6 protein-coding genes and 1 rRNA gene are annotated in these 6,467 nt (G+C 64.5%); 3 read left to right on the plus strand and 4 right to left on the minus strand.

The window, feature by feature from the left end; translation table 11 throughout:
• Position 1: 1 nt before the first annotated feature.
• From paaD to paaA, 4 genes are read right to left on the minus strand one after another with little or no spacing between them, the layout of a single operon-like run.
• A complete protein-coding gene (gene paaD / locus B9Z01_RS12920) occupies positions 2-565 on the minus strand; it encodes a 1,2-phenylacetyl-CoA epoxidase subunit PaaD (RefSeq protein ID WP_085483455.1) in 564 nt (187 codons plus the stop codon).
• Positions 566-572: 7 nt separating this feature from the next.
• Positions 573-1,376, minus strand: coding sequence for a 1,2-phenylacetyl-CoA epoxidase subunit PaaC (paaC, locus tag B9Z01_RS12925; protein ID WP_085483457.1), 804 nt, complete (start codon positions 1,374-1,376; stop codon positions 573-575).
• An 11-nt stretch (positions 1,377-1,387) separates the two neighbouring features.
• Positions 1,388-1,672, minus strand: coding sequence for a 1,2-phenylacetyl-CoA epoxidase subunit PaaB (gene paaB, locus B9Z01_RS12930; RefSeq protein WP_007179854.1), 285 nt, complete (start codon positions 1,670-1,672; stop codon positions 1,388-1,390).
• 48 nt (positions 1,673-1,720) lie between these two features.
• Positions 1,721-2,719 carry a 1,2-phenylacetyl-CoA epoxidase subunit PaaA gene (gene paaA, locus B9Z01_RS12935; protein WP_085483459.1) on the minus strand — a complete coding sequence of 333 codons (999 nt, stop codon included), beginning with the start codon at positions 2,717-2,719 and terminating at the stop codon, positions 1,721-1,723.
• A gap of 251 nt (positions 2,720-2,970) precedes the next feature.
• On the opposite strand from paaA, the gene B9Z01_RS12940 reads away from it, so the two are divergent.
• From B9Z01_RS12940 to B9Z01_RS12950, 3 genes are all read left to right on the plus strand, one after another.
• Positions 2,971-4,593, plus strand: coding sequence for an NAD(P)/FAD-dependent oxidoreductase (locus tag B9Z01_RS12940; RefSeq protein WP_085483461.1), 1,623 nt, complete (start codon positions 2,971-2,973; stop codon positions 4,591-4,593).
• Positions 4,594-4,716: 123 nt separating this feature from the next.
• Positions 4,717-5,988, plus strand: coding sequence for an SGNH/GDSL hydrolase family protein (locus B9Z01_RS12945; RefSeq protein ID WP_085483463.1), 1,272 nt, complete (start codon positions 4,717-4,719; stop codon positions 5,986-5,988).
• Positions 5,989-6,392: 404 nt separating this feature from the next.
• A 16S ribosomal RNA gene (locus B9Z01_RS12950) occupies positions 6,393-6,467 on the plus strand; the annotation flags it as partial.

Below are 6,467 nucleotides of genomic sequence, written 5' to 3' on the forward strand. Positions count from 1 at the left end.
GTCAGTAGGGTTTGAAGTAGTCGAAGGGTTCGCGGCAGTCGAGACAGCGGTACAGGGCCTTGCAGGCGGTCGAGCCGAATTGCGCGAGCCGCTCGGTATGCGCCGAGCCGCAACGCGGGCAGGACGGCGCCGGCAGCGCGCGCGGCACGAAGCGCAGCACTTTTTCCTGTGATGCCAAGGCGGAACCGGCGGACGAGCCGCATTGGCCCGTGGGCGGCGCGATGCCATAGGCGCGCAGCTTCTCGCGCGCGTCGGTGGTGATCCAGTCGGTGGTCCAGGCCGGCGCGAGCACCGTGGCGACGCGGTACGGCGCGAGTTGCGCCGCGTCGAGCGCATGGGCGATGTCTTGGGCGATCTGTGACATCGCCGGGCAGCCGGAGTAGGTCGGCGTGATCACGACTTCGAGCGCGCCGTCGGCGGCGCGCCGCACGTCGCGCAGAATGCCGAGCTCGCGAATCGATACCACCGGAATCTCCGGGTCCGGCACCGCTTCGAGTACGGTCCATGCACGGGCGAGTGCGGGATCCGCGGTGGCGGCTGCGCGCGGGGCGGTCGAGGTCGTCATCGCGCGATTACCAGGTGGCGCCGGGATGCTGGCGTGCGAGGCTCTGCATTTCGGCGAGCACGAAACCCATGTGCTCGGAATGCTCGCCGTGCTTGCCGGTGCTTACGTGCTTGAGCGGGGCGGGCAGCGTCAACGTGGCTTCGTCGAGCGTGGCGCGCACCTCGTCGAGCCATGCAGCTTCCAGCTCGGACGTGCGCGGGCCGATGCCGGCCGCGGCAATCGCGTCTTCCACTGCGTCGGCGCTGAAGAACTCGCTCGTGTACGGCATCAGGTAGTCCAGCGCGGCTTGCGCGCGGCGGTGCGATTCCTCGGTGCCGTCGCCGAAACGGATCAGCCATTCGCCGGCGTGATGCACGTGGTAACTGGTTTCCTTGATCGACTTCGCGGCGATCGCCGCGAGCTGCTCGTCAGAGGAAGCGGCCAGCGCGTTCCATAGATGCACCATCAGCGCCGAGTACAGAAAATTGCGCACGATCGTGACTGCGTAGTCTTTCTCGGCTTGCGCGGTGCCGGCGAGCGGGCCGTAATGCGGCAACTCGGCGAGCGTGTAGTTGGCGAATTCGCGCTCGGCGCGGAAGTACGCGTAGTCGTCCTCGGTGCGCTGGCGGCCGGTGAGCTGCTGTTCGAGCGCGGCGGCGTGCGTGTACAGCAGACGCGCCTGGCCGATCAGATCGAGGCTCATGTTCGACAGTGCGATGTCCTCTTCGAGGATCGGGCCGTGGCCGCTCCACTCGGCATTGCGCTGACCGAGGATCAGCGCGGTATCCGCGAGGCGCAGCACGTAGGCGAGATGTTCGGGCGTGGTCGTCATGGCGCGGGCGCTCACATGTGGTTGACTTCGTCGGGCAGCGTGTAGAACGTCGGGTGACGGTAGATCTTGTCTCCCGCCGGTTCGAACAGTTCGGCCTTGTCTTCCGGCGCGGAGGCCGTGATCGCCGACGACGGCACCACCCAGATGCTGACGCCTTCCTGGCGGCGCGTGTAGACGTCGCGCGCCATGCGCAGCGCCATCGGCGCGTCGGCGGCGTGCAGACTGCCGCAATGCTTGTGATCGAGGCCCTGCTTGCTGCGCACGAACACTTCCCAAATCGGCCATTCCTTGTTCATTGCTGATCTCCTGATTCCTGACTTTCGCTAATCGCTCGCCGCGCGTTTTCAGGCGGCGTGTTGTTGGGCGCGCTGGCGCGTCTTTTCGGCATGGGCGAGCGCGGCTTCGCGCACCCAGGCGCCGTCTTCGTGGGCTTTGACGCGGGTCGCGAGGCGCTCGCGGTTGCACGGACCGTCGCCGTTCACGACGCGCCAGAACTCTTCCCAGTCGATGTCGCCATAGTCGTAATGGCCACGAGCCTCGTTCCATTTCAGATCGGGGTCGGGCAACGTGACGCCGAGCACCTTGGCCTGCTCGACGGTGGCGTCGACGAATTTCTGGCGCAGATCATCGTTGGAAATGCGCTTGATACCCCACTTCGACGACTGATTGCTGTGGATCGAATCCTTGTCGCTCGGGCCGAACATCATCAGCACCGGCCACCACCAGCGATTCACGGCCTGCTGGACCAGCTCGCGCTGCGCGTCGGTGCCGGCCATCATCGCGAGCAGCGCGTCGAACCCCTGGCGCTGATGGAACGACTCTTCCTTGCAGATGCGGATCATCGCGCGGGCGTAAGGGCCGTAGGTGCAACGGCACAGCGGGATCTGGTTCATGATCGCCGCGCCGTCGACCAGCCAGCCGATCACGCCGACGTCGGCCCAGGTGGGCGTCGGGTAATTGAAGATGCTCGAATACTTTGCCTTGCCCGAATGCAGCGCGGCGATCAGTTGATCGCGCGACACGCCGAGCGTTTCGGCCGCGCTATACAGATAGAGCCCATGGCCGGCTTCGTCCTGCACCTTGGCGAGCAGAATCGCCTTGCGCTTGAGGCTCGGCGCGCGCGTGATCCAGTTGCCCTCGGGCAGCATGCCGACGATTTCGGAATGCGCGTGCTGCGAGATCTGCCGTACCAGCGTTTTGCGGTACGCCTCGGGCATCCAGTCCTGCGGCTCGATCTTGCCGTCGGCGGCCATGACCGCGTCGAACCGCGCCTGCTCGGGCGAATTCGCGTCCGCATCGAGCGGGGCGACATTGCCGGGAATATCCAGGGATTGCGTGTACATGGGGACGCTCTCTGCAAAGTGGTCTGTGTCGGCGTAGTATAAACCAACCGACCGGTCGGTTAATAAATTTTTTGAAGATAGACACTCGGGCTGATAGGTGGTGCGTCAGACCGTGCTGCGCATGCGTTACAGGTTCGCTGGAGCGCCGTTGTGCCGGCGGTTCATGACCGGCCGCCGCCCCGCTGTGACGCTTACACCGGTAAAATTGCCAATTGGTCGCGATTTGCGGCCCATTTGCCTCTCCGGTACTCATGTTACGTCTAAGCGAAATCAAACTCCCGCTCGATCATCCCGAAAGCGACCTCGAGGCAGCCGTCCATGCGCGCCTCGCGAAACTCGGCGTGACTCAAGACGGGCTCGTCCGATACACCGTGTTTCGCCGCGCGCACGACGCGCGCAAACGCGCCGACATCAGGCTCACCTACATCGTCGATGTCGAAGTCAAGGATGAAGCGGCCGCGCTCAAGCGGCTCGCCAACGTGCCGCACTGCGCCGTGACGCCCGACATGACCTACCGGTTCGTCGCCAGGGCGCCGGCGCAACTAACCACGCCGCGTCCGGTCGTGATCGGCATGGGGCCGTGCGGCCTGTTCGCGGGGCTGATCCTCGCGCAGATGGGGTTCCGGCCGATCATCCTCGAGCGCGGCAAGGCCGTGCGCGAACGCACGAAGGACACGTTCGGACTGTGGCGCAAGTCGGTGCTCAATCCCGAATCGAACGTGCAGTTCGGCGAAGGTGGCGCGGGCACGTTCTCGGACGGCAAGCTGTACAGCCAGATCAGGGACCCGAAGCACTACGGCCGCAAGGTGCTCGACGAATTCGTCCGGGCCGGCGCGCCGGAGGACATCCTCTACCTGAGCCGGCCCCATATCGGCACGTTCCGTCTCGTCAGCATGGTCGAAAAGATGCGCGCGACCATTCATGAGCTGGGCGGCGAGGTGCGCTTCGAGACCCGCGTCGACGACATCGACATCGACGACGGCAAGGTGCGCGGGCTGAAACTCTCGACCGGCGAGACGCTGCGCTGCGACCACGTCGTGCTGGCGGTTGGTCACAGCGCGCGCGACACCTTCCAGATGCTGCACGATCGCGGCGTCTATATCGAGGCGAAGCCGTTTTCGCTCGGTTTTCGGATCGAGCATCCGCAGGGCGTGATCGATCGCAGCCGTTTTGGCAAATTTGCCGGTCACAAACAGCTGGGCGCAGCCGACTATAAGGTGGTGCACCACTGCAGCAACGGGCGCGCGGTCTACAGCTTCTGCATGTGCCCGGGCGGCACCGTGGTCGCCGCGACCTCCGAGCCGGGCCGCGTCGTGACGAACGGCATGAGCCAGTACTCACGCGCCGAGCGCAATGCCAACGCGGGCATCGTGGTCGGCATTACGCCTGACGATTACCCGGGCGGACCGCTCGCCGGTATCGCCTTCCAGCGCAAGTGGGAAGAGCGGGCGTTCGAGCTGGGCGGCGGCAACTACATGGCGCCGGGCCAGCTGGTCGGCGACTTTATCGCGGGGCGGCCGTCCACGTCGCTCGGCTCGGTGGTGCCGTCGTACAAACCGGGCGTGCATCCAACCGACCTCAGCACCGCGCTGCCCGACTATGTGATCGAGGCGATCCGCGAAGCGTTGCCGCAAATGGAGAAGAAAATCGCCGGTTTCGCGATGCATGACGCGGTGCTGACGGGAGTTGAAACGAGAACGTCGTCGCCGGTTCGGGTGCGCCGCCGGGACGATTATCAAAGCATGAACGTCGAAGGGCTTTATCCGGCGGGCGAAGGCGCGGGGTACGCCGGCGGCATTTATTCGGCGGCCATCGACGGAATCGAGGTCGCCGAGGCGCTTGCGCTGAAGCTCGTCGGAGAGTCGGCGGCTTGAGCTGGAGCAGGTGCGATTCGCAACGCGGGCAATGCCTGCAGTACGCATAGTGCGGGCGTTGATGCCCGCGATTGCCGTGGCGATCGGGCACAATGCGCGTTTCGCCCTGAACCGATCATCCGAATGACCATTCGTACCCTGGCTGCCGCATGCGGCGCGGCGTTGCTTGCCCAATTTGCCGTTTCCCCGACCGCTGTTTTTGCCGCCGAAGCCCCCGGGCACTGGGTCGCCGCGTGGGCGACCGCGCTGCAACCCATTCCGCAGCGGGCCGAATTGCCGCCGCTTTACCGCGCGCCGGAAGTCGCTGGGCGTACGGTTCGCCAGATCGTCTATCCGACGCTGTCGGGAAAAACCGTCCGAATTCACCTGAGCAACGTGTACGGCAAGACGCCGCTCGTCATCGAGGAACTGCGCATCGCGCGCTCGGCGGGCGGCGCGGCGGCGGCCAGCGACGGGAGCCGTGTCACCTTCGGCGGCAGGGGCGCGGTCAGCATTGCGCCGGGTGGGGAATTGGATAGCGATCCGATCGCGTTCGATATCGCCGAAGGCGCGCCGTATGTAATCAGCGCGTTCATGGGACCGGAGCAGCGGGTTGTCGCGTGGCACCGCGTGTCGAATCAGGTGAATTATGTGTCGTCGCCTGGTAATCACACGGCCGACGCTGCTGCGGCGGCGTTTCGTAGCCGGTTTACGCAATACGTGTGGGTGACGGGGTTGTCGGTGGAGGCGGCGGCACCGTCCGCTGCCGTCGCCGCGATCGGTGACTCGATTACTGACGGCATGCGCTCGAGCTTGAACCAGAACCGCCGCTGGCCGGATGCGCTAGCCCGCCGGCTGGCCGGTAGCGGTGCGCAGTCGACCGCTATCGTGAATCTTGGCATTAGCGGCAATCGGCTGCTGAGCGACTCGCCTTGCTATGGCGACGCGCTCGTGAGCCGTTTCGATCGTGACGTTTTGCGCCGGCCGGGCGTCAAGGCGGTGATCCTGCTGATCGGTATCAACGACATCAACTTCGCGGCGATGCCGGCGCGCAGCGGGCTCGACTGCGATTTCCCGCACACCTCGGTGACGGCCGCCGATCTGATCGCCGGGTATCAACGGGTGATCGCCGCGGCGCGACGCGACGGCGTCAAGGTGTTCGGCGCGACGCTGACGCCGGCTTCGTTGTCGCCGGAGCGGGAAAATATCCGGCTCGCTGTGAACCAGTGGATCCGGACCAGTCATGCCTTCGACGGCGTCGTGGATTTCGATGCCGCATTGCGTGATCGGGTGCAACCGGAACGTCTGCAACGCGCTTTCGATAGCGGCGATCACATTCATCCGAGCGATGCGGGCTATGCAGCAATGGCTGGCGCCGTTCCGATGGAGGCGGTGGTGAGCGCGGTCCGGAAGTGAGTCGCTGAAGGGATTTTCGTTAGTCGCCAGGAAGCTGGCGGTCGTCGTACCAATATTTTTAAGCGAAAGCGAAAGTGGTATTGACGGCGCCACGAAGAGACTGCATAATTCCGCTTCTCTGCTGCAGACGCAGCGACGCAAACGAAGCGGTACCGGATAGTGGGTGCCGCAGGTGTTGTGAACGATCTTTAAAAACCTACAGCCGATAAGTGTGGGCACTTGATGCGGGATGCGGGCCGGTTCTTTCGGGAGCTGGCTGAAGCGAAAGTATCAAGAGTCTCACACCAAGTATTAGAGGAAGGTTTTCGCCTGTCGCGAGACAGGCAGAAATCCATCGTCAGTACGTTGAGTGAGCGACCGGTCCAGAAGCAGGAAACTGCGGGACCGAACACAGTAACAGGTTTGAACTGAAGAGTTTGATCCTGGCTCAGATTGAACGCTGGCGGCATGCCTTACACATGCAAGTCGAACGGCAGCAC

This window comes from Paraburkholderia susongensis (assembly GCF_900177725.1).
GTDB lineage: Bacteria > Pseudomonadota > Gammaproteobacteria > Burkholderiales > Burkholderiaceae > Paraburkholderia > Paraburkholderia susongensis.

What these genes read in the sequence shown, in the direction of transcription:
- paaD (WP_085483455.1), bottom strand. Translation starts at nt 565, where the DNA reads ATGACGACCTCGACCGCCCCGCGCGCAGCCGCCACCGCGGATCCCGCA.
- paaC (WP_085483457.1), bottom strand. Translation starts at nt 1,376, where the DNA reads ATGACGACCACGCCCGAACATCTCGCCTACGTGCTGCGCCTCGCGGAT.
- paaB (WP_007179854.1), bottom strand. Translation starts at nt 1,672, where the DNA reads ATGAACAAGGAATGGCCGATTTGGGAAGTGTTCGTGCGCAGCAAGCAG.
- paaA (WP_085483459.1), bottom strand. Translation starts at nt 2,719, where the DNA reads ATGTACACGCAATCCCTGGATATTCCCGGCAATGTCGCCCCGCTCGAT.
- B9Z01_RS12940 (WP_085483461.1), top strand. Translation starts at nt 2,971, where the DNA reads ATGTTACGTCTAAGCGAAATCAAACTCCCGCTCGATCATCCCGAAAGC.
- B9Z01_RS12945 (WP_085483463.1), top strand. Translation starts at nt 4,717, where the DNA reads ATGACCATTCGTACCCTGGCTGCCGCATGCGGCGCGGCGTTGCTTGCC.